General features: G+C 63.3%; 21 protein-coding genes and 2 tRNA genes. 14 read left to right on the top strand and 9 right to left on the bottom strand.

Annotation, left to right across the window (positions count from 1 at the left end; translation table 11 throughout):
• Positions 1 to 112: 112 nt before the first annotated feature.
• Both ACFFUC_RS06530 and fhuF read right to left on the bottom strand, forming a co-directional pair.
• On the bottom strand, positions 113 to 1,024 hold the full coding sequence (locus ACFFUC_RS06530; RefSeq protein ID WP_377684654.1) for a helix-turn-helix domain-containing protein: 912 nt from the start codon (positions 1,022 to 1,024) through the stop codon (positions 113 to 115).
• Entirely contained in the window at positions 1,021 to 1,767 is a 747-nt protein-coding gene (fhuF, locus tag ACFFUC_RS06525) for a siderophore-iron reductase FhuF (RefSeq protein WP_377684653.1), read from the bottom strand. The genes ACFFUC_RS06530 and fhuF overlap by 4 nt, the downstream gene beginning before the upstream one ends.
• 459 nt (positions 1,768 to 2,226) lie before the next feature.
• Here fhuF and ACFFUC_RS06520 point away from each other — a divergent pair, with 459 nt between their 5' ends.
• From ACFFUC_RS06520 to soxZ, 7 genes are all read left to right on the top strand, one after another.
• On the top strand, positions 2,227 to 2,580 hold the full coding sequence (locus ACFFUC_RS06520; protein WP_377684650.1) for a hydroxyisourate hydrolase: 354 nt from the start codon (positions 2,227 to 2,229) through the stop codon (positions 2,578 to 2,580).
• 327 nt (positions 2,581 to 2,907) lie between these two features.
• Positions 2,908 to 3,246: a c-type cytochrome gene (locus tag ACFFUC_RS06515; RefSeq protein ID WP_377684649.1), complete on the top strand. Its 339-nt coding sequence runs from the start codon at positions 2,908 to 2,910 to the stop codon at positions 3,244 to 3,246.
• Complete coding sequence (locus ACFFUC_RS06510; RefSeq protein ID WP_377684647.1) at positions 3,243 to 4,535, top strand: NAD(P)/FAD-dependent oxidoreductase; 1,293 nt, start codon at positions 3,243 to 3,245, stop codon at positions 4,533 to 4,535. The genes ACFFUC_RS06515 and ACFFUC_RS06510 overlap by 4 nt, the downstream gene beginning before the upstream one ends.
• Positions 4,536 to 4,558: 23 nt before the next feature.
• On the top strand, positions 4,559 to 5,587 hold the full coding sequence (locus tag ACFFUC_RS06505; protein WP_377684645.1) for a YeeE/YedE family protein: 1,029 nt from the start codon (positions 4,559 to 4,561) through the stop codon (positions 5,585 to 5,587).
• A gap of 6 nt (positions 5,588 to 5,593) precedes the next feature.
• Entirely contained in the window at positions 5,594 to 6,940 is a 1,347-nt protein-coding gene (locus tag ACFFUC_RS06500) for an FAD-dependent oxidoreductase (protein WP_377684643.1), read from the top strand.
• Positions 6,924 to 7,409: a thiosulfate oxidation carrier protein SoxY gene (locus ACFFUC_RS06495; RefSeq protein ID WP_377684641.1), complete on the top strand. Its 486-nt coding sequence runs from the start codon at positions 6,924 to 6,926 to the stop codon at positions 7,407 to 7,409. Before ACFFUC_RS06500 ends, ACFFUC_RS06495 begins: the two co-directional genes overlap by 17 nt.
• Before the next feature lie 10 nt (positions 7,410 to 7,419).
• A complete protein-coding gene (gene soxZ / locus ACFFUC_RS06490; protein WP_377684639.1) occupies positions 7,420 to 7,746 on the top strand; it encodes a thiosulfate oxidation carrier complex protein SoxZ in 327 nt (108 codons plus the stop codon).
• 7 nt (positions 7,747 to 7,753) lie between these two features.
• Here soxZ and ACFFUC_RS06485 read toward each other — a convergent pair whose 3' ends face one another.
• A complete protein-coding gene (locus ACFFUC_RS06485) occupies positions 7,754 to 8,662 on the bottom strand; it encodes a LysR substrate-binding domain-containing protein (RefSeq protein ID WP_377684637.1) in 909 nt (302 codons plus the stop codon).
• 221 nt (positions 8,663 to 8,883) lie between these two features.
• On the opposite strand from ACFFUC_RS06485, the gene ACFFUC_RS06480 reads away from it, so the two are divergent.
• Positions 8,884 to 9,510, top strand: coding sequence for an isochorismatase family protein (locus ACFFUC_RS06480; protein ID WP_377684635.1), 627 nt, complete (start codon positions 8,884 to 8,886; stop codon positions 9,508 to 9,510).
• A gap of 90 nt (positions 9,511 to 9,600) precedes the next feature.
• Here ACFFUC_RS06480 and ACFFUC_RS06475 read toward each other — a convergent pair whose 3' ends face one another.
• The 6 genes from ACFFUC_RS06475 to ACFFUC_RS06450 form a co-directional block, all read right to left on the bottom strand.
• On the bottom strand, positions 9,601 to 9,915 hold the full coding sequence (locus ACFFUC_RS06475) for an HlyD family secretion protein (RefSeq protein WP_377684633.1): 315 nt from the start codon (positions 9,913 to 9,915) through the stop codon (positions 9,601 to 9,603).
• Positions 9,916 to 9,942: 27 nt separating this feature from the next.
• On the bottom strand, positions 9,943 to 10,692 hold the full coding sequence (locus ACFFUC_RS06470; RefSeq protein ID WP_377684631.1) for an HlyD family secretion protein: 750 nt from the start codon (positions 10,690 to 10,692) through the stop codon (positions 9,943 to 9,945).
• Positions 10,689 to 12,275, bottom strand: coding sequence for an MFS transporter (locus tag ACFFUC_RS06465; protein ID WP_377684630.1), 1,587 nt, complete (start codon positions 12,273 to 12,275; stop codon positions 10,689 to 10,691). Before ACFFUC_RS06465 ends, ACFFUC_RS06470 begins: the two co-directional genes overlap by 4 nt.
• Before the next feature lie 372 nt (positions 12,276 to 12,647).
• Positions 12,648 to 12,722 (bottom strand) — tRNA-Asn (locus ACFFUC_RS06460).
• 31 nt (positions 12,723 to 12,753) lie between these two features.
• A tRNA-Asn gene (locus tag ACFFUC_RS06455) sits at positions 12,754 to 12,828 on the bottom strand.
• 61 nt (positions 12,829 to 12,889) lie between these two features.
• Entirely contained in the window at positions 12,890 to 13,774 is an 885-nt protein-coding gene (locus ACFFUC_RS06450; protein ID WP_377684628.1) for an MBL fold metallo-hydrolase, read from the bottom strand.
• A 33-nt stretch (positions 13,775 to 13,807) separates the two neighbouring features.
• Here ACFFUC_RS06450 and ACFFUC_RS06445 point away from each other — a divergent pair, with 33 nt between their 5' ends.
• The 6 genes from ACFFUC_RS06445 (at position 13,808) to ACFFUC_RS06420 (ending at position 22,185) form a co-directional block, all read left to right on the top strand.
• On the top strand, positions 13,808 to 15,148 hold the full coding sequence (locus tag ACFFUC_RS06445; RefSeq protein ID WP_377684626.1) for an ATP-binding protein: 1,341 nt from the start codon (positions 13,808 to 13,810) through the stop codon (positions 15,146 to 15,148).
• A 144-nt stretch (positions 15,149 to 15,292) separates the two neighbouring features.
• Entirely contained in the window at positions 15,293 to 16,219 is a 927-nt protein-coding gene (gene fabD / locus ACFFUC_RS06440; protein WP_377684623.1) for an ACP S-malonyltransferase, read from the top strand.
• 84 nt (positions 16,220 to 16,303) lie between these two features.
• Positions 16,304 to 17,041 carry a 3-oxoacyl-[acyl-carrier-protein] reductase gene (gene fabG / locus ACFFUC_RS06435; protein ID WP_377684622.1) on the top strand — a complete coding sequence of 246 codons (738 nt, stop codon included), beginning with the start codon at positions 16,304 to 16,306 and terminating at the stop codon, positions 17,039 to 17,041.
• 138 nt (positions 17,042 to 17,179) lie between these two features.
• Positions 17,180 to 17,413, top strand: a complete 234-nt coding sequence (locus ACFFUC_RS06430; RefSeq protein ID WP_377684620.1) for an acyl carrier protein — start codon at positions 17,180 to 17,182, stop codon at positions 17,411 to 17,413.
• A 154-nt stretch (positions 17,414 to 17,567) separates the two neighbouring features.
• Entirely contained in the window at positions 17,568 to 21,041 is a 3,474-nt protein-coding gene (dnaE, locus tag ACFFUC_RS06425) for a DNA polymerase III subunit alpha (protein ID WP_377684618.1), read from the top strand.
• Positions 21,042 to 21,126: 85 nt separating this feature from the next.
• Entirely contained in the window at positions 21,127 to 22,185 is a 1,059-nt protein-coding gene (locus ACFFUC_RS06420) for a hypothetical protein (RefSeq protein WP_377684616.1), read from the top strand.
• Positions 22,186 to 22,271 lie beyond the last annotated feature (86 nt).

The raw sequence follows: 22,271 nt of genomic DNA, 5'->3' as shown, positions 1-22,271 counted from the left end.
CCTGCTTTGGACGAAACGCGCTCTGCGCGTCGATTGTCCCAGCCTTTAGGCTGTCGGCGGCTCTCTGGTCTTGACTGTTTCTGTCGTCTTTTGACGAATCCCCCGCAGCAGCTCAGGAAAATGCGCCATTTCTGCGCCATGCGGCGGGGGTGCTTCCGGTCAGGCTGCGGAAGACCCGCGTCAGATGGGCCTGATCGGCAAAGCCGGTGGCGGCGGCGACATCGGCCACGCTGTTCGCGGGCTCGCCCAGCATCTCTTGCGCCCATTCGATCCGGCGGCGCATCTGCCATTGCAAAGGCGTCTGTCCTGTCTCGCGTTTGAAGGCATGGGCGAACCAGCTTTCCGACAGGCCGACCGCACCGGCCAGCTCCGAAATCGTGACACGGCGGTCGAGGTTCTCTTCGATATAGGACAGAACGCGCCTGATCTGCGCGGTGCCCGGTCCGTTGCCGTGCCCCCCAACCGGTGCCGCGCTTGGTGCGCGGCTTTGCCCGAGCGGCAGGATGGCGGCGACGATGCCCTGGATGAGGGTCTCGGCGTAGAAGTCATGGTTGCGCGGCCGGCTGATCTCTTCGGCGAGCAGACCGGCCAAAGCCTCGGCCTCGGGCGAGCGCTCAAGGATCACCGGCGCGCGCAAAGCGGCAGTGGCGCTTTCGGCTCCCAGACGGGCGACCAGACGGGCCTGCAGACTTTCTTCGCGGAAATGCAGGTCGACATGGCGGAAATGCTCGTCGGCACAAAGTCGCGACCAGATCGGAACCCCCGCGGGTACAAAGATCGCGCGGCCCATCGGGCGATGGGTCTTGCGGGACCCTGCAGGCGCGCTTTTGAGGTCGAGCGCGTGGTTGATCTCGTCGAGAAAGATCACGATGCGCGGATCGGGCGAGAGATAGTAACCCTTGCCGCCCGCCTTGCCCTCGGCCTGCCAGAAATCGGCGACCATGCCGTCGAAAGCCCGCCATGCCAGCGGCCGGAGAAGCGAGACGCCCTCGGTAAAGGCGGTCATGCGGGGACGGAAACTCATGCGCAAAGCGCCTGCGCGCGGATTTCGGGGCGGGGGCACAGCCCGCCGCAGGTGACCATTCCGGGGATGACGTAGCGCAGGCAGCAGACTTTGCGGCGGCGCAATTCGGGAACGGCGCGGCCGCCTTCGTAACGGATCGCGCCCTTGAGCGGATTGGCCCACCCGTCGGGCAGCCGGTCGCGTTCGAGAAAGCGGCTCAGACCCGCCATCGTCGCTTCGGGCAGGCAGCCACGGCTTTCGAGCCAGCCGATGAACCATTCGAGATAATGCGCGGCATTGCCCCAGATCACCTTGTCCGAGATGCCGCCAAGCGCCGCCAAGGCCCGCGTTACCGGCACGAGATGGTCGCAAAGCAGCGGATCGAGCGGGGTTTCGCAAGGCGCGCAGACCGCTTGGGTCGCGGCAATCCGCAGGGCGGCGGGTTTGCCCTCTCCGTCCAGCACCACCGCGCTGTCGCCGACGGCGATCCGGTCCCGCCCGTTGGCCAGAACCTGCGCCATCAGCGGCAGGCAAAGCGTCGCAAAGTAGTACTGCGACCAGAGCGAAACCAAGGCGTGACGCGGTGAATCCGGCTGATGCGCGGCAAACCGGTCGATCAGCGGGGACAGCACTGCCTCGTCCGCGATCCGGCTGCAGCGCAGGGCAGGGCGGATGTCGCTCTCTTCGGCCAAAAGCGGCAGCATCCAGTCGTGCTCGCCTCCAAGAAGGGCGCGCAGTTTGACCTGTTCTTGCGGCTGCATCATCTCTGCCTGCTGGTGGAAGGGGTGTTTTCGTGGCGGTTCTGCTGCTTTGATATATGGCAGAGTTAATTTGTCAACTATTCTGGGGCAGCTGCCGACGCATGGCACTGTCGCGCGGCTTTCGCGCGTGGACGAGCGACGTCTGACGGCAGGCGTTTCCGAATCCGGATTGGGTAAAGGATCGATGTTTTCTTTTTAAAACGGACAATGACGGACAGGGATATAAAGACGACATTGCTATTGCCTGCCGTTTCAGCAGATGTACGGCACATTCATGTGTCGCCTTCGCGTAAAGGGGGGCGTTGATTCATTGCACGGATTTTTATGACGCATTTTCGCCGATCAAGAGAAATAGCAGGGTCGGCTGCTTTGCCCTGACAGCGTCGGGCTATTGGGCTGCTGCTTCAAAGAGTGTCCAATATGAAGATTGGCGGTTCTCTGTGACTTTGCGCAGCTCTTGTTTTGGCGAAGGCAACCTATGGCGAGACGTTCTCGATCCAGGTTCTCGAGCTGGCCACAGGGATCGCAGGGCGCAACATTCCGGCTGTTCTGTCGGGGCTTGATACCGAGGGAAGCTGGGTGGACCTCGCATCGCCACGCACCGACGACAACGGCCGTGAGCGCGAATTCGAGGGGGTTGAGGCCGAGGAAAAGACCTCTCGCCTGTGCTTTGATACCAGCACCTATTGGCAGGGATGTACGAAACAATTCCTCCCAGAGATCAATTCCGTCTTTCAGGTATTGGATGCCGTGCGACATTATCATGTTCCGGTCGACATCAATCAATTCGGCCATAGTGCCTCTCGTGGCGATTGATCAAAGTTCGCTTCCTGATCGGATTGGTCCGACAAATTTCTCTTGTCGGGTTTTCTTGTTGTCATTTCGGACTCTGGGCATTCGCCCTTCGCTTTATCCGGCAGGGCGGGGAAGAATATCCACGGTTTGATGCTGTCGCGAAAGGGATTTTCCCGCTTTCCCCTCCGGTCGGGGGATGGCTTCTTTATCTATCACTTCGGTCGTTATTTGCCTTGCGCGACCTGGCTTCTGCGGCGAGAAAACGAAGGCGGGCCGGACACTTCGGGCCTGCCACGCCGTCAAAGCCGACGAACCGCACAGAGAACCGACGTCAGGAGGACGCGACCAATGAAGCCTCGCCCCGCCCAGCTTGCGATAGCCCTTGCGTTCGTTACGGCGCTGACGCCCCTTGCAGCTTTGGCTACCCGAGCGCATGCCGCTGAGGCACAGGTTGGCGAGGCGCAAGTCCTCGCCGCGCCTTGCGCTGCCTGCCACGGACCCGACGGCGTTTCTCCTGCGCAGATCCCCGCGATCGCGGGCAAGCCGCAGGAGGATCTGGTCCGGCAGCTCCTTGCGTTTCGCGACGCGGCCCCTGCGGACACGACGATCATGAACCGGCTTATGAAGGGGTATGACGACGCGCAAATCGAGCTTTTGGCCGGCTATTTCGCGAAAGTGGGGCAATGATGATGAAAGCGGACCGCAGAACCGTTCTGACCGGAATGGGAGCCGCTTTCGGCTCTCTGGCCGCGCCAGCGATCTTGCGCGCGAATGCGGCTTCGGCCCGTGTCGTCGTGGTCGGCGGCGGCTTTGGCGGAGCGACCGCCGCGCGCTATCTGCGCCGCTACAGCGCCGGTCTGAAGGTTACACTGATCGAGCCCTCCGAGGTCTTCGCGACCTGTCCCTTCTCGAACCTCTATCTCGCGGGGCTGCGGGATTGGGACAGCATCACCCATCGCTACGACGGGCTGCGCGCGGCGGGGATCGAGGTCGTCCATGCCTATGCCGAAGGCGTCGATGCCGGGGCGAAGACGGTGACCTTGTCGAATGGTGCGGTGCTCGGCTACGACCGGCTTGTCCTCTCGCCCGGAATCGACATCAAATGGGGCGCGCTCGAGGGCTATGACGAGGCCGCCGCCCAGCTGGCTCCCCATGCCTGGAAAGCGGGGCTCCAGACCAAGCTGCTCAAGGCCCAGCTCGAGGCGATGGAGGATGGCGGCACTTTTGTCATGTCGATTACCGACGGCGCTTTCCGATGCCCGCCCGGACCTTACGAGCGCGCCTCGATGGTTGCGCATTACTTCAAGCAGCATAAGCCGAAGTCAAAGATCCTGCTTCTCGACAGCAAGCCCAATTTCTCGAAACAGGGGCTCTTCCAGCAGGGCTGGCAGGCACTTTACGGCGAGATGATCGAATGGGTCGGGCTGGATGACGACGGGCAGGTGGTCAGGGTCGACGCCGCCGCCAGAACCGTCGAAACCGTCTTCGGGACCAGCCATAAAGCCGATGTTCTCAATATCGTGCCGCCGCAGCAGGCGGGGGCGATTGCGCGGGCGGCAGGGGTAACCAGCGATACCGGCTGGGTGCCGGTGCAGGGGCAGACATTCGAGGCGGCGCAGGCGGCGGGCATCTATGTCGTGGGAGATGCGACCATAGCCGCGCCGATGCCGAAATCGGGCTTTTGCGCCAATGCGCAGGGCAAGGTCGCGGCGGCCGCGATCATTGCCGATCTGGCGGGGCAGGAGCCGGTAGCGGCAAGCTATGTCAACACCTGCTACAGTCTCGTCGGACCGGATTGGGGCATTTCCGTTGCAGGCGTCTACTACTTCGACGGCGAGAAACTGGCAGAGCGCGAGGGCGCGGGCGGGGTTAGCCCGATCGGTGCGGATGCCGCCTTCCGTCGGGCCGAGGCGCAATATGGCGCGGGTTGGTATGCCTCGATCAGTGCCGACATCTGGGGTGGCACGCCCGTCTGACGGCCGGAATTGACGGAGTGGATATGGGTGCGGCTCTTCTTGGCCTGACCATCGGCGCGGTATTCGGTGCGGCGGCGCGGATCAGCCGCTTTTGCCTGCTGCGCGGTATGAAGGCGCTGGTCGGCGGCGGTGACCGGTCGCCGCTGCGCCTGTTCGCGCTGGCTTTAGCGGTGGCGATCCTCGCGACCCAAGCCTTGAACCTCTGGGGCCTGACCGATCTGTCCGCATCGCTGCCGATGCGCCCACAATTCGCGGCGGGCGGGCTGTTCATCGGCGGCGCGGTTTTCGGGATCGGCACGGTTATGGCCAATGGCTGCGGGGCGCGGATGCTCGTATTGCTTGCGGGCGGGAACATGCGCGCGCTTTTGGTGCTTCTTTGCATGGGGCTTGCGGCGCAGGCGAGCCTGACGGGCGTGTTGTCGTCCTTGCGCGCGGCGCTGCAACTGGGCCGGTTCGCGCCCGAAGCCTTGAGCATTCCGGCCCTGCTGGCATTCACGGGGATACCGGCCGGACTTGTGACCGGCGCGGTGGTCCTCGCGGCTACGGGCGCGTTGGCGGTTTATGCGCGGCCCGTGATCGTCGAGCAGCGCCGCGACGCGGTGATGGGGGTGCTCATCGGGCTTTGCGTCGCTGCGGGCTGGTGGGCGGTCTTTGCGACGGATGATCCTTTTGATCCCAAAGTGCTCAACGGGCTGAGCTTTGTCGGGCCGGTGGGCGAGGGCATCGTCTGGCTGATCCTTTCGACAGGGCGCGCGCTGAGCTTTGGCGTGGCGGTTGTTGCCGGCACGCTGGCCGGAGCCTTCGCCGCGTCGCTTTTGCAGCGCAGCGCCGCGCTTGAAACCTTCACCTCGGGCCGGAATGCGCTGAAGGTGGCTGCGGGCGGAACCCTGATGGGATTTGGCGGAGTGCTTGCCACGGGCTGCTCGATCGGGCAAGGTTTGACGGGTTTATCCACCCTTTCGCTGGCCAGTCTGGTCGCATCGCTAGGTATTTTGTCCGGTATTGCGGTTGGTCTGATCATATCCCGCCACACATCTCCTGTAGGGAGCTAAGGCCCGATGATCCGACGTCCCTTGCTGAGCCGCCGCAGCTTGTTGGCTGCCGCGCCTTCCTTCGCGCTCATGGCCGGTTCGGGAGGTGCACTTCTGGCGGCCCCCGCAGCATTGACTGGCGCGACCCAGCTGCTTCCGCGCAGCAGCAAAAGCCCCCGCATCGTGATTTGCGGCGGCGGCTGGGGCGGGCTTTCCGCTGCCCGCCACCTGCGCGAAAGCGTTCCCGATGCCGAGATCATCGTGCTCGAACGCAATCCGATCTTCTGGTCCTGCCCGATGTCGAACAAATGGCTGATCGACGTGGTCGATACGGCCTTTCTGACCCATGACCTGAACGCGCCCGCGATCAAATGGAACTACCATCTCGTGCAATGCGAGATCACCGCGATCGACCGTGGCGCGAAGGCCGTTTTCACGTCGAAAGGCAAGGTCGACTACGATTTCCTCATCCTCGCGGGCGGCATCCGCAATGCCTATGACGCGTGGTTCGGCGAAGATCGGGCAACGGCCGAATATACCCGCCAGCATTTCGGCTCGGCCTATATCCCCAATGCCGAGCATCTCGCGTTGAAAAACAAGATCCACAATTTCAAAGGCGGCACGATCGTGATGACCCTGCCGCCACCGCCACACCGTTGCCCGCCATCGCCATACGAGCGGGCCTGCGTCATGGCGTGGCATTTCAAGGTCAACAAGATCCCCGCCAAGATCATCATCCTTGACCCCAAGCCCAATATCGCGCCGATCGGGGCAGGCTACCGCGCCGCCTTCGACGAACTTTACGCCGATATCATCACCTATGTCCCGAACGCCGGTGTCAAAGAGGTCGATCCCTACAACAAGCGCATCATGACGCAGGCCGGAGACTTCGACTTTGACGAGGCCGTCTTCATGCCGCCGCATCAGGCCTCGGACATGGTCTGGTATGCCGATCTTGTCGGCACGACCGAAGACGGCAAACCCTCGGGCTGGGCCGACATGAATCCGCGCTTTTATACCGCGAACGGCGATGACGATGTCTATATCATTGGCGACAGCATGGGACCGGTGTCGCCGCATTTCGGCCATTACCCCAAATCGGGCCATGTCGCGAACTACATCGGCAAGATCGTCGCGACCAACATCGGCCAGCGCGTGCGCGACGAAGAGGTCACGGCGCTTTTGCCGGACAATCTGTGCTATATGCTGGTCAACGGCGACCCGCGGGAGGCGATCTCGGTCGAGTTTCTATATGACGTCGGACAGGACGGGCTGGTGCATCAGACGCAGATCGATATCGATGTGCGCACGCCGGACCTTCTGGCCGAGGATTTTGTTTGGGTGGGCGGGATGTTCAATGACTTCCTTCGTTAAACCGTCGCGGCGCCAAGTCGTGGTTCTGGGCGGCGCGCTCGGGCTATCTTGGCTTTTGCCGGGCGGAGTCTGGGCGCAGGACACGACCGCAGCCCCGCGCGCAGACAGCGCCGAGGCCGACCGGATCGCCGCCGAATTCATCGGCAATGCACCGCTTTCTCCCGAGGGCCTCGCGCTCGATCTGCCTGCACTTGGCGACAATCCGGCCGCGGTTCCGGTCCGCGTCCATGTCACCGAAGAGATTACCGACGAGAGTTTTTGCGAGGAGATCATCATCCTCGCCGAACGCAATCCGATGCCTCTGGCCTGCCGGATGCGCTTTTCTGCTGCGACCGGATCGGCCGATGTCGCCGTCCGGCTGCGGCTGATCGAGACGATGGATGTGCGCGCTTTGGCGCGGATGAGCGATGGCCGCGTCCTAGATGCGCGCGGTGCAATCACGGTCGCCGCCGGCGGCTGCGGACTTTGAAAGGGAAATCATGGCCCGTCCCCCGCGGATCTGGATCAGCAGCGAAACACCTGCCGCGGGCGAGGTCGTGCGGGTGCGCGCGCAGATCGTCCATGTCATGGAAAGCGGGCTGCGTCTCGACGCGGCGGGTGCGCTGATCCCGCGCAATACCCTGACGCATTTCACCGCGACCATCGGCGAGGCGCTGATCCTCGACTGGGTGCCCGAAACCGCGATCTCGCAAAATCCCTATATCGAATTCACCTTCAAGGCGCGGCTAAGCGGGACATTGACCATGGTCTGGAGCGACGCGACCGGCGTCGTGGCAGAGGCGAGCCAAGAGATCACCGTTCTCTGAGCTTGCCCTAAAACACCAGCATTTTCGGGATCTCGGCCACCAGATGGTCGACAAAGGCCCTGACCGAGGGCAGCTGGCCCTGCCGGCAGGACAACAGCGCCGTCAGGGTGGAATCGCCTGCCGACCAATCGGGAAGAACGCGGCGAAGTCCCCCCGCCTGCAGGTCGTCGCGGCAGATATAGGCGGGCAGGGCGACGATCCCCAGCCCCGAGATCGCGGCCCGTTTCAGCCCGACCATATCGTTGCTCACCAGCCGCGGGGCGAGCGGCAGGACATATTCGCCTTTGCCCGCGATATGCCGCAGCCGCCAGATTGCCGGCACGCCGGTCCGCATCATGAAAAGCGACGGATGACCCGCGAGATCCTGTGGTGATTGCGGCGCGGGGCGGCTCTCGAGATAGGCGGCGCCCGCGAAAAGCTGCCACGGCGCCGGAGAAAGCGTCCGCTGGACCAGCGCGGAATCGGGCAGGGGCTCGGAATGGGCACGGATCGCGATATCGATGTTCTGGGCGACGATATCGACGGATTGGTCGGTCACGGTGCCGCTGACATTGACCTTTGGAAAGCGCGTCAGAAAATCGGCGACAATCCCGCTCATCGCGAATTGAGCGATTGCCGTGGAGGTGGTGAAGCGGATCGTTCCCGATGGCTCGCTCAGCCGGTGGCGGATGGAGATTTCCGCTTGCTCGGCTTGTTGCAGCATCGAGGTCGCATGCTGGAAAAACTCGGTCCCCGCATCGGTCAGCCCGAAGCTGCGCGAGGTGCGGTTCAACAGCCGCACGCCCAGCTCCGCCTCGAGCTTTTTGATGCGGTGGCTCAGCGTCGATTTCGACAGTTGCAACTTGTTTGCGGCTGCCGTGAAGCCGCCCTGGTTCACGACATGATGGAAGTAGAGAAAGTCGTTCAGGTCCAGCACATCGTCTCGCGATCGTTCTACATGACGGAAGATGAGTTCGGACTTTGACGGCTTCCGCGACATTTGGCCAGCAGATAATATACATATGCTGCATATCGATGCGGCATTATTTTACCGCATCTGCGGTTAGGCGGCCGCAGTGACGGCCATGATGCGGCATCGGGAAGGGGCCTGGCCTCTGCCCCCCAAGCCGCGCTCTCGCGTAAAATTCAGGAGTCTCCATGTCCGACGCAACCCGTCTCTATGTTCCGCTCAAGCCCGACAACACCGCCATTCTTCTGATCGACCACCAGCTCGGCCTGTTTACCGGTGTGCGCGATTTTGAAACGGGCGAGCTCAAGCATAATGTCGTGGCCTTCGCCAAAGCGGCCAAGGCCATGAATATCCCGATCATTCTGGCGACGATCGGTCGCGATACGATGTGGGGGCCGACTTTCCCCGAACTGACCGATGCGCTGCCCGGTGTCGCGGTCCACGACCGCTCGGTCCTCAACGTCTTCGACGATCCCGAGATTGCCGCCAAGATCGAGGCCACCGGCCGCCAGAACCTGATTTTCGCAGGGATCTCGCTCGAGGTTTGCGCGGGCTTTCCCTCGATGACCGCTGTGCGCAAGGGGTATAACTCTTATGTCGCCGTCGATGCTTCGGGCACGTTCAGCCAGACCAAACGCGAAACCGGCCTGCTGCGCATGGTTCAGGCGGGGGTGGTCGTGTCCGATTACGCGACCCTGATCGTCGAACTTTTGGGCGATAACGCGAGTCCGCTCGCGGGCGAGGTTTACGCGGCGCTCGACATGCCTTGGGCCACGCTGGTCGGCCAGCTGACCCAATCGGCACGCGGCAAATAAGCGGTTGACGCAAAGCACGCTCTGGCCCCGCCTGCAGGCGGGGCGGGGCGGGGCGGGGCCGGTTGCGCGAGCCATGCGGTCCGCGCGACCTTAATTGGCGGGCGCGGAAGGCGGCGTGGTCGTGCTTGCCGCAGCCTGCGGGCGCGGGGTGCCGGTTTTGGCGGTGACGGTGACCGACAGGCCGGGCGCGATCAGGTCGAAATCCGGCATGTCCTTGTCGAAGGCGATTTTCACCGGCAGGCGCTGGACGACCTTGGTGAAGTTTCCGGTCGCATTATCGGGCTTGAGCACGCTGAATTGCGAGCCGCTGGCGGGCGAGAAGGCCTCGATCGTGCCGGAATAATGCAGGTCCTTTGCAATATCGAGAACCATTGTGACCGGCATGCCGACATACATGTTGCGCACCTGGGTTTCCTTGAAATTGGCAACAACCTAGCGGTCGGCGGTTACGATCGAGGTCAGCTGCGTTCCCGGCGTGACATAGGCGCCGACCCGCGCGCCGACCTCGCCCAACTTGCCCGCCACGGGGGCGGTGATGCGGGTATTCGACAGGTCGATCTTTGCCAGTTCGACCACGGCCTCGGCGGCTTTGACATCCGCTTCGAGTGTTTCGCGGTCGACGATCACGGTTTGCAGATCCTGCCGCGCCACCTCGAGATTGGCGCGGGTCTGGGCGTAGGTGGCCTGTGCTTGGCTGAGCGCGACATTGGCATCGTCGAGGCTCGCTCTGGAGGAGGTGCCGCGCTCGCTCAGTTCCTGCTGGCGCTTGGCGTTGACCTCGGCATTGTCTCGGGAGACCTGCGCGGCTTGCGCGCTCGCCTCGGCGGATTTGATCCGCGCCTCGGCCGAGCGCTCGCTTTGGGCCGAAGAGGAGAGCGAGGATTGCTGTGCCAGCAGTTGCGCCTGTGCCTGCTCGAGCCGCTCGCGATAGATGCGGTCGTCGAGCTGCAGGATCAGCTGGCCTTCGCTCACCTCGTCGTAATCGGCGACGGAAATCCGGACGATATAGCCCGCCAGTTGCGGGGCGATGATCGTGACCTTTCCCGCAACATAGGCATTGTCGGTGACCTGCGTGCCGTCGTTGAAAGGCGGCAGGCGCCATGCGTAAAGCACGACGCCGACACCGATCGCGCCGGCGAGAACGGCGATTCCTGAGGCCAGTTTGGTAATGGTGCCGCTCATGAAACATCCGCAGAGGCAGGTTTGGAGGGAGCGGCGAGCCTTGCGCGCGCGGCCTTCCAAAGGGTTTGAACAAGAAGAAGGGTAAAGGCGAAGGCCGCGAGCGCGGCAATCAGGGTAAAGGCATCGTTATAGGCGAGGATATTGGCCTCGCGCGTGGCGTTCCGGCCAAGCACGGCGATGCCTTCCGCCTGAAGCAGCACGGGGTCGTTCAGGGTTTTTGCATAGGCGCCCGACAGCAGGGCGATCTCGTTGACCACCTGCGGATCGCTCAGGGTCACATGTTCGACGAGGTAGCTCGAATGAAGCTTCTCGCGGATCGTCACATAGGTGCCCATCAGGGCCGAGCCCAAAAGGCTGCCGAGGGATTGGGTGGTCATGAAGACCACGACGAAGCTGAGAATGTAGTTCGAGCCATGTTTGAGCGCGGCCATCAGTCCCGCCACCATCGCGGGGGGCAGAAACATCGTCGTTGCGAATGCGATCATGCCTTGGCTGAGCATCATGTCCTGAGGGCGGGTCTGGCTTGTGGAAAAGCTGTCGAGCCATGCTCCCGCCGCAAGCAGCGCCAGCGCGACGAGGTGGATTTGCGACGAGCGCGCCAAATCCCCGGGCTTCATGACAAAAGCGCAGCACAGGCCTCCCGCGATCGAGGACAGCAGGATCATCCAGCTCAGACCGGCCAATTGCTCGTTCTGGAGCCCCAGCGCCTGCAACATTGTCGTGCCGGTGAACTGCTCGGAAACGACCATGCGGAAGATCAGCATGATCGCGGCAAAGCGCAGGATCGCGGGGCTGAAAATCCAGCCGAGGTCGAACATCGGCACCTTGCGGTTCAGCTCGAGCAGCGCCGCCACCGCCAATAGCGCAAGTCCGGTGGCCAAGGTGACGCCAAGCCAAGGCGCCTGAAACCACCAATAGGGCCGGCCCAGAACCAGCACGACCGCAATCGAGCCGAGCCCGAAAGCCAGTGTCAGATAGACCAGCACATCCATCGAGACGATCGGCGTCGTGCGCGGCGCCTGCTTGGCCAAAGGCAGGACCAGCACCAACCCTCCCGCAATCAGCCCCATGCCGAGATCGATCAGGACGATGCCGTAAATCCCTCCGGCATCAAGCACAGAGGGCGAGATCAACCGCGCCACCGGTGCGCCGAGTGTCGTGTTGAGCAGACTGAGCGGCGGCGCGAGCCTGACTTTCTTGTCCTGCGGAAACGCCTCCATCATGTAGAGCATCGCGAGCGAGGTCAGCGGAGCCGCCGCCATGCCCGAGAAGAACCGCGTGACGAGCGCGGATTCGAGGCTGGTGATCCAAAGATTGGTCAGCGAGACGCAGATGAAGATCGAAATCGAGATCTCGGCAAAGCGGCGCAGGCCGATCACATCGCGCACTTTCAGCATCGCCAGTGCCAGCGAGACATTCGGCGCCATATAGGCCGCGGCGAGCCAGCTCGCCTCGTTGGCGCTCAGATCCAGCTGGCCCTGAATTTGCGGGAGGTTCACCGTCACCATATTCATCGCGATGCCCTGCGTCAGCGCGAGCATGCAGGAGGCGAAAATATAGGCCGCCGCACGCGGATTGCCCATGACTTCGGGGGGCTGGGACGACGGTGGGGCAGCCGTTTGGGCCGCGGTTGCGGCGGCCGCACTTACCGAAGAGGCAGGTTCAGGACCACTCACGACAGACCGGCTCCGTTCATGCGCTTTGACCACTTCTCTCTCGCGCTACCGCCTTAGGCATAACGCGCATAATTGAACGGAAATTCAGGAAGGGCAAGGAATCCGTCGAGAGATTATCGCGAGCAAAGGGCGAATTCGGACAGGCCTGCGGCCTGCGTCTGCGCAACGACAGCGCCTCAGGACAGGATCAAAGAATCGGGCGCAGACATGTGGCCGTAAAAGTGCCGACAACGAGTGTGGAAAGCCGCTTGGCTTTCGTATCAATCAAGGTGGTGTGATTGGCTCCGGCGGTAGGGATCGAACCTACGACCAATTGATTAACAGTCAACTGCTCTACCGCTGAGCTACGCCGGAACGGGGTGCCTTGGAAGGCTGCGGTTTTACATGGCTCCGGCGGTAGGGATCGAACCTACGACCAATTGATTAACAGTCAACTGCTCTACCGCTGAGCTACGCCGGATCATGTGAGGCGGTGTATAGCCATGCCGTCCGGCCCCGTCCAGAGGGCAAAGACGTTTTTTTCACATTCTCGCATCACTCGTGTAAAAGACTGAATTTTCTGTCAGATTTCCGTCATTATGCACGGCGCCAAGGTCGCCGAGCGCAACGAGATGGGCCAGAACATTGCGGCTGGCGGCCTGAATCAGTTCGGGGCCGACCTCGTAGATGCGCTTTGCCAGCTCTCCCGCGGTGCCGGGGCTTTCGCGCAGGGCGGCCAGAACCTGCGCGGTGCGGGCGCGGCGGTGGCGGGCGAGTTCGTGCAGACGGTTGCGCGGGGCCTCGATCGGCGCGCCATGGGCGGGCAGGAGCCTGCGGGCATCCAGCGCGTCGAGCTTTGCCAGCGAGCGCATGTAATCGGCCAGATCCCCGTCGGGCGGCGAGATCAGCGTCGAGGCCCAGCCCAGAACCACATCGCCGCAAAAGACCTGATCGCCGTGGATGAAGCTCAGGTGATTGCCGAAATGGCCCGGAGTGTGGAGGGCTTCGAGCCGCCATTCGGCGGTCTCGACTCCGGCCCCGTCGGCGAGGGCGATGTCGGGGCTGAACGCGCGGTCGATCCCTTCGCCGCCGCCGATTTCCCCTTGTTCGAGCAGGCGGGTCATCGCGGGGGACCTGCCGGAATCGGCATCGCCGAAGGCGAGCACCGGCGCTCCGGTCAGATCGGCAAGGATGCGCGCGCCGGGCGAATGGTCAAGATGGGCATGGGTTACGAAAATATGGCTGATCCGGCCGCCGCCACGGGCGACTTCGGCGAGAATCGCCTCGCGGTGACCGGCCATGTCGGGGCCGGGGTCGATCACGGCGACCTCGCGCCGTCCCAGCAGGAAAGTATTGGTTCCCGGACCCGTCAGGGGCGAGGGATTGGGGGCGAGAACGACCCTTGGGTCTTTTTCTGGACTGCTCATCGCATTAGCTTATCAGCATGATCGGAGGGGTCCATGAATTTTGACTGGCTCAAGCGCATGATGCCGCGCGGGCTTTACGGCCGCGCCGTCCTGATTTTGTTCCTGCCGGTGGTGGTGGTGACCTTCGTCGTGACGGTCATGTTTCTCCAGCGCCATTTCGAAGATGTGACGCGGCAGATGACGGCGGGCATGTCGCGCGAGCTTGATCTGGTCGCGGCGCGCATCGAGGCCTCGCCCGATATCCGCAGCGCGCGGATCGAGGCGGGGGCGGTTGCAGTGCCGTTGGGACTGGATCTGACGCTTCCCGCCACTGAAACCGGAAGCGACCAGCGCGATTTTCTCGATTTTTCGGGGCGGGTGGTGATTTCGTCGCTCCACGAGCTGGTGCCCGAGATCGAGGCGGTCGATCTCGACAATTCCAAGGATGTGGTGGTGACCATGTCCGGGAAATTCGGCCCCTACGAGCTGACCTTCTCGCGCCGGCGGGTCTCGGCCTCGAACCCGCACCAGCTTTTGGTGCTTATGGCGGGGACCTCGCTGTTGATGACGGTGATCGCATCGCTCTTTCTGCGCAACCAGCTGCGCCCGATCCGCAGGCTGGCGCGGGTCGCCGAGGGATACGGCAAGGGCCAGATCCTGCCCTACCGGCCAGGCGGCGCGATCGAGGTACGCAAGGCGGGGCAGGCTTTCCTTGAAATGCGCAGCCGGATCGAACGCCAGAACGAGCAGCGCGCGCAGATGTTGTCGGGGATCAGCCATGACCTGCGCACGCCCCTGACGCGGTTGAGGCTGGGGCTCTCGATGCTCTCGCCGGATTACCCGCCCGAGCGCGAAGAGATCGAGGGGCTGGAAAGCGATGTCGCCGCAATGGGCGAGATGGTCGATGCCTTTCTCGATTACGCGCGCTCGGTCGCGCAGGACCCCGAGCCGGTCAAGGTTCCCGCGCTCGATTTCGTGCGCAAACTGGTGGCGGATGCCAAACGCGGCGAGCAGAAAGTCGAGCTGGGCGCGCTCGAGGGCGACCCCGACGGCGTCGTGACCTTCCGCCCCGATGCGATGCGGCGCGCGGTCGAAAACCTGATCGGCAATGCCGTGCGCTACGGCAAACATGCCGAGGTCGATGCCGCTCTGGGGCCGAGTTTCTTCCGCATCTCGGTCGAGGACGACGGGCCGGGCATCCCGCTCGAGCGGCGTGACGAGGCCCTGCGGCCCTTCACCCGCCTTGATCCCGCGCGCAACCAGAACAAGGGCGAGGGCGTGGGGCTGGGTCTCTCGATCGCGACCGATATCGCGCGGGCCCATGGCGGGCAGTTGCGGCTGGGCACCGGCACGCGGCTTGGGGGTTTGCGCGCCGAAATCGTTTTGCCGCGCTAGGACGGGTCGTCTGCGCGACAGTCCTCGGGGGCGGGCTTTGGATGCGGGCGGGGTGTCGGCGGCTTTTGCGCGGGGCTCGGCTGTTGCGGGGGGGCGCGGCGCAAGATAAGCCTGTTGCAACGCAAGACAAAAGGAGAGACCCCCATGCGGGCATTCGTATTTCCCGGACAAGGCGCACAGGTCATCGGCATGGGGCGCGATCTGGCCGAAGCCTATCCGGCCGCGCGCGCGGTTTTCGACGAGGTTGACGCGGCGCTTGGCGAGAAGCTGTCCGATCTGGTCTGGAACGGCGATATCGAGACGCTGACCCTGACGCGGAACGCGCAGCCCGCGCTGATGGCGACCTCGATGGCGGCCTTCCGCGCGCTCGAGGCCGAGGGTTTCGGGATTGCCGATGCGGCATTCGTCGCGGGCCATTCGCTTGGCGAATATTCGGCGCTTTGCGCGGCGGGCGCGATCAGCCTTGCCGACACGGCGCGTCTTTTGCGTCTGCGCGGCGCGGCCATGCAGGAGGCGGTTCCGGTCGGGCAGGGCGCAATGGCGGCGATCCTCGGACTTGATTTCGACGCTGTGGCCGCGATTGCGCGCGATGCGGCGGGCGACGAGGTGTGTCAGGCCGCCAACGACAACGATCCGGCGCAGGTGGTGATCTCGGGCCACAAGGGCGCGGTCGAGCGTGCGGCCGAACTTGCCAAGGAACGCGGTGCGAAGCGGGCGCTGATGCTGCCGGTCTCGGCACCCTTCCATTCGGCGCTGATGGAGCCTGCGGCCCGTGTCATGGCCGAAGCTTTGGCGGACACTGCAATCGCCGCGCCGGCCGTGCCGCTGGTCGCCAATGTCCGTGCCGCTGCCGTGACCGATCCCGAGGAAATCCGCGCGCTGCTGGTCGAGCAGGTCACGGGCTCGGTGCGTTGGCGCGAGTCGGTCCAGTTCCTGCAGGCTGCCGGCGTCACCGAATATTGGGAGATCGGCGCGGGCAAGGCTTTGTCGGGCATGATCAAGCGCATCGACAAGGAAGCCGTGTCGCGCAACATCGCGACCCCTGCGGATATTGCGGCCCTCAAAGGCTGAGCGGACCGGAAGCGGGCGGGGGCGCTGCCCCCGCACCCCCGGGATATTTCGACATGAAAGATGACAGGAAAGTTTGGAGAGACGATGTTTGATTTGACGGGCAAGCGCGCGCTGGTAACCGGCGCTTCGGGCGGAATTGGCGGCGCGATCGCCGAGACGCTTCATCAGGCGGGCGCGGTCGTGACGCTTTCGGGCACGCGCGAGGCGCCTTTGCGCGAGCTGGCCGATCGTCTGGGCGAGCGCGCCTTCGTCGCCACAGCGAATCTTTCCGACGCGGCCGAGGTCGAGGCTTTGCCCAAGACCGCAGCCGAGCTGATGGGCGGCGTCGATATTTTGATCAACAATGCCGGCATCACCCGCGACAATCTTTTCATGCGCATGTCGGACGAGGAATGGGCGCAGGTCATCGAGGTCAATCTGACCTCGAGCTTCCGTCTCTGCCGCTCGGTTCTGCGCGGCATGATGAAGGCGCGCTGGGGCCGCATCGTCAACATCAGCTCGATCGTCGGCGCGACCGGAAACCCTGGTCAGGGCAACTATGCCGCGGCCAAGGCCGGACTGGTCGGAATGTCGAAAAGCTTGGCTTTTGAAGTGATTAGCCGTGGCATCACCGTCAACTGCATCGCGCCCGGCTTTATCGAAACCGCGATGACCGACAAGCTCAACGAGGAGCAGAAGGGCCGCATCCTGACCCAGATCCCGGCGGGCCGGATGGGGACGGGCGCGGAAATCGCCGCAGCCGCACTTTACCTTTCGAGCGCGGAATCGGGCTATGTCACCGGAACAACGCTGCATGTGAACGGCGGCATGGCGATGCTCTGAAAATTTGTTTATGCAGTTGCAAGATCACAGCCGCGTGCTATATCCCGCCAATAAGCCGCAAGGGGAACCGCCTTCGGCTGTCGTCGGCATCAAGCTGGCAACATCATGGGCGGATGCCCGCGAACGTGAGGAAAAGACATGAGCGATATCTCTGATCGCGTGAAAAAGATTGTCGTCGAGCACCTGGGCGTCGACGAGGACAAAGTGACGGAAACCGCTTCCTTCATCGACGACCTCGGCGCTGACTCGCTGGACACCGTCGAGCTGGTTATGGCTTTCGAAGAAGAGTTCGGGATCGAGATTCCGGATGACGCTGCAGAAACCATCCAGACCTTTGGCGATGCCGTGACCTTCATTCAGGGCGCAGTCTGATCCTTTCAGGCAATGCATTGCGGACGGCGTCTTCCCTTGTGGAAGGCGCCGTTTCCTTTTGGGCGCCGGCCCGCGTGTAAACGGGCAAAGCGCGGCGGTCTCGTGATCGCGCGAAGCGATTGAAATTCCCCGCCGCCCGCGCCAAGTTACAGCCATGTCCGACAAAGCCCCCCGATTCATCCACCTGCGCACCCATTCCGAGCACTCGCTGCTGGAGGGGGCGATCCATGCCTCGAAAATGGCGGCGATTGCTGCCGATATGGGGATGCCCGCCGTCGCGCTGACCGACAGCAACGCGCTGTTCGCGGGGCTCGAGTTTTCCGTGAAGGCGCAAGACAAGGGCGTCCAGCCGATCATCGGCTGTCAGGTCACGCTCAAGACCGAGAAGGCGACCGGCGCGATCGTGCTTCTGGCACAGAATCAGGCGGGCTGGCTCAATCTGATGAGCCTTTCGACCGAGCTTTACATGCGGCCGGGTACGGATCCGGTTTTCGTGACGCCGGAAGGATTGGCCGCGCGCAGCGAAGGGTTGATCTGTCTGAGCGGCGGCGCTTTGGGGCCGGTGGGCCAGCTGGTCGGCGCGGGGCTTTTGCCCGAGGCGCGGGCTTTGGTCGAGCAGCTCATGGGGTTTTATCCCGACCGCCTCTATATCGAATTGCAGCGCCACCGCGACGGATCGGGCGCGCCTTTGGCCGTCGAGCAGGCGGCGGAAGGCGGCATGATCGATCTGGCCTACGCGCTTGATCTGCCGCTTGTCGCGACCAATGACGTCTATTTCCAGAAAAGCGATCTTTACGACGCACATGACGCGCTGATCTGCATCGCGGAGCGCGCCTATGTCGACCAGACCGCGCCGCGCCGCCGCCTGACGCCGTCGCATTACTTCAAAACCGCCGAGGAAATGGCCGCGCTCTTCGCCGACCTGCCCGAGGCGATCGAGAACACCGTCGAAATCGCCAAACGCTGCGCCTTTGCCGTGTCGCGCCATGCGCCGATCCTGCCGCGCTTCGCCGATGACGAGGTTGAAGAACTGCGCCGTCAGGCCAAGGTCGGCCTCGAGCGGCGCCTTGCCGTCATCCCCCATGCGGTTCCGGTCGAGGAATACGAGGCGCGGCTCGCCTTCGAGCTGGGCATCATCGAGCAGATGGGCTTTCCGGGTTACTTCCTGATCGTTGCCGATTTCATCAAATGGGCCAAGGATCACGGCATTCCGGTCGGGCCGGGCCGCGGCTCGGGCGCGGGCTCGCTCGTGGCTTACGCCTTGACGATCACCGATATCGACCCTCTGCGCTACAGCCTCCTGTTCGAACGCTTCCTTAACCCCGAGCGGGTCTCGATGCCCGACTTCGACATCGACTTCTGCATGGACCGCCGCGAAGAGGTCATCCATTACGTGCAGGAGCGGTACGGCCGCGACCGCGTCGGCCAGATCATCACATTTGGTGCGCTGCTGTCCAAGGCTGCGGTGCGCGACGTTGGGCGCGTGCTGCAACTCCCCTTCGGTCAGGTCGACCGCCTGTCGAAGATGATCCCCGTCGAGGGGGTGAAGCCGGTGTCCATCACCAAGGCCTTGGCCGACGAGCCGCGCCTGCGCGAGGCGGCCAAGGAAGAGGTCGTGGCGCGGCTGCTTGATTATGCCGCGAAGATCGAGGGGCTATACCGCAACGCCTCGACCCATGCGGCGGGCGTGGTGATTGCCGATCGCCCGATCGACCAACTGGTGCCGATCTACCGCGATCCGGCATCCGACATGCCCGCGACCCAGTTCAACATGAAATGGGTCGAACAGGCCGGTCTGGTGAAATTCGACTTTCTCGGCCTCAAGACCCTGACCGTCATCCAAAACGCGGTCGATCTGATCCGCGGCGGCGGGCGGCATCTGCATATCGCGGCGGACGGGCGCGAGCTTTACACGCCCGCCGATGGTGCGGTGGACGAGATCAACGCCATCCCCCTTGAAGACGAGCCGACCTACGAGCTTTTCTCGAATGCGCGCACGGTTGCGGTCTTTCAGGTGGAAAGCTCGGGGATGATGGATGCGCTGCGGCGCATGCGTCCGACCTGTATCGAGGATATCGTCGCGCTGGTGGCGCTCTACCGCCCCGGCCCGATGGAGAATATTCCGACCTATTGCGAGGTCAAGAACGGCCAGCGCGAGCTGGAATCCCTGCATCCGACCATCGACCCGATCCTTGCCGAGACGCAGGGCATCATCGTCTATCAGGAACAGGTGATGCAGATCGCGCAGGTTATGGCGGGCTATTCGCTTGGCGGCGCCGACCTTCTGCGCCGCGCCATGGGCAAGAAGATCGCCGAGGAAATGGCGAAAGAGCGCCCGAAATTCGTCGAGGGCTGCAAGGCGCAAGGGATCGACGCCAAAAAGGCCGGCGAGGTTTTCGACCTTCTGGAGAAATTCGCGAACTACGGGTTCAACAAATCCCACGCGGCGGCCTATGCGGTCGTCAGCTACCAGACGGCTTGGCTCAAGGCCAACCATCCGGTCGAATTCATGGCCGCCGTGATGAACTGCGACATGCATCTGACCGACAAGCTTGCGGTCTACAAGCGCGAGGTCGACCGGATGGGGATCGAGGTCGTGCCGCCTTGCGTCAACCGCTCGGACGCGACCTTCACCGTGGTCGACGGCTGCGTCGTCTATGCGCTTGGCGCGCTGAAAGGCGTGGGCGGGGATGCGATGAAGCTGATCGTCAATGCGCGCGGGGATGTGCCCTTCAAGTCGATGATCGATTTCGCGCGCCGCGTCGATATGCGCCGCGTGGGCAAGCGCCCGCTCGAGACTTTGGCGCGGGCAGGGGCCTTCGATCTGATCGAGCCGAGCCGCTCCAAGGTGCTGCGCTCGCTCGACGGGCTGGTCGCCTGGTCGGCCGCGGTCCAGCAGGCCGCGCAATCGAACCAAAGCTCTCTGTTCGGGGGGGGCGAGGATCTGCCGCCGCCGCGTCCGGTGAATGCGCCGCTTTGGCTTCCGACCGAGAAGCTGGCCGAAGAACATGCCGCGATCGGCTTTTATCTTTCGGGGCATCCTCTGGACGATTACCAGCCCGCTTTGCGGCGCAAAGGCGTCTCGACGCTGGCCGAGATCTCGGCCGCCGCGCAGGACGGGGCGATGGTGACCTCGATTGCCGGTACGGTTTCGAGCCGTCAGGAAAAGAAATCGGCCAAGGGCACGCGCTATGCTTTCGTCGCGCTGTCCGATCCGACGGGGCTCTACGAGGTCACGGTTTTCTCGGATACACTCGACAAACACCGTCAGGATCTCGAGCCGGGGGCGAATGTCGTCTTGCAGGTTCAGGTCGAGCCGTCGGGCGATCAGGTCAAATTGCTCGCTCGCGGGGTCCAGCCGATGGAGAGCGCGATCGCGGATGCCGGTGCCGACCGTCTGGCGGTGACGATTGCCGATTTCCACCCCGTCCCCGAAATCGCCGCCGCGCTGAGCCGCATCCTTGCCGAGTTCAAGGCACCGCCGCGCGCCCGCGGTCCGATCAGTCTGCGGTTCCGTGACGGCGATGCTTTGGTCGATGTCGAGATTGCCAAGGACGCCCCGCTTACAACCCCCGCGAGACAGCTGCTCCGCGCCATCCCCGGCGTGCTCGAGATTGTGGACGAATAGGGTGTAATGTCGGGCTAAATGAGCTTGGAATCCGCGCGTTAACATTGCTAAATGCCGCCAGACGATCACCCGTTTGGAGGTAGGAATGCGGTTTCCGAATATTGCGAACAACAGCTCGCCAAGCTTTGACGGGGAGGTGACGCGCTTTGTGTCGCCGGAAGTTCGGGACAAGTCCTGGTTCACGCCGCACAAGCCGGTGATTTTCGTCAACGGTATGGACAACCAGCCCGAGGATCACGTCAGAAGCGCCAACAACCTGTCGCTGATGCTCGGCTGTCCGGTGATCGGCGTCTTCAACCGCTCGCACGGCTTTATCCGCGATGTCGCGCAATGCGTCTCCGACAAGGCGACCCTGACCGGCGTACAGAACACCAAAGCCAGCAACGTCCAGCGCGAGATCGCCCAATTCGACGCGGTTTATCAGGCGCTGAAGCAAAAGAACCAAAGCCTGACCAAGGAAGACGTCGCCCATGATCTGCTGAGCGACAATGCCGCATCCCAATCGTTGTTTGCGCTGCTCGCGGCGCCGGGCGGGATGCTCGGGACGCCGATTTATCTGCATTCGCAAGGCAACCTCATCGGATCGAACGCGCTTTCGGCCGTGACCTTGGTCAAGGGCGCGGGCTCGGTTCACGGGATCGAGGTTTTCAGCTTCGGCTCGCCCGCGCGGGGGTGGCCCGCAGGGCTGCGGCGCGTGAACAATGCCTATACGTTCGACGGGGTCAGCATGCTGGATCTCACGATGGATTGGAGCAGTTCGAAAGTCGGCTTCAAGGTGGCGCATGGTTTCGACACCTATGTCGGGCAGGATGGCGAATTTGTCGTGAACCGCTTCCGTACCGGCGGTTGGGGCATGACCTTCAATCTCGACGAGAAGGGATTGGCGAAGTTCTGCGCCGGTCTGGGCAACAATACCCGCCGGTTGCGCAATATCTTCGACCGGCTGGAAAAAGCGCATTGGACCGACAGCGACGATGTTGCGGTCGAATATGTGAACCTCTTGAGCGACGCCGAGATTGCGACCTTGAAGCGCACCGACGGCGAATTCGTTACCCAACTCGTCCGGCTGTTGAATGCGGGCTATACCGCGCGGGACGAGAAAGCCGCGATCCGCCGACTGGAAAGCGCTCCGGCCAACGTCTGAGCCGCCCGGTCGTCGATGCCGGAGCCGTGGCGGCCGGTGTGACGCGGGTATTTGGATGATGAAGAATGACGATGAAGAATGATGGG

Origin of the sequence: Paracoccus cavernae (genome assembly GCF_042430175.1) — a bacterium.
GTDB lineage: Bacteria > Pseudomonadota > Alphaproteobacteria > Rhodobacterales > Rhodobacteraceae > Paracoccus > Paracoccus cavernae.
This window is presented reverse-complemented; position numbering and strand designations above follow the sequence as displayed.